The organism is Dietzia aerolata, assembly GCF_014144865.1.
Classification (GTDB): Bacteria; Actinomycetota; Actinomycetes; order Mycobacteriales; family Mycobacteriaceae; genus Dietzia; species Dietzia aerolata.
Window position 1 is genome coordinate 1 of sequence record NZ_JAALDM010000240.1, and the last position, 294, is coordinate 294.

General features: G+C 75.2%; 1 protein-coding gene. It reads right to left on the minus strand.

Annotated elements, in window-relative coordinates; all coding sequences use genetic code 11:
• Positions 1 to 294: adenylate/guanylate cyclase domain-containing protein (locus tag G6016_RS13680; protein WP_182633185.1), on the minus strand; the 294-nt coding region annotated here is incomplete at both ends.

Here is a 294-nt window from a genome sequence, read left to right on the forward strand (position 1 = left end):
CGCGGTCAGTCGGCGGGCCACCCCGAGCGCGGCGGTGGCCGGGTCGGCCAGGGGCGCGGGCGCGCCGAAGATCGCGAGGGCCGCATCGCCCTGGAACTGGTCCACGAATCCGCCGCCGTTCTCGACCTCGTCCACCACCACCTCGAAGAAGTCGTTGAGGACCTCGACCACCTCGCCGGGCGGGCGGGTCGCGGCCAGCCGGGTGGAGCCGACCAGGTCCACGAACAGCACGGCGACCTCGGTGGTGTCGCCGCCGAGGCGGGGTTCCTGCAGTTCGGCGGCGCGGGCGACCTG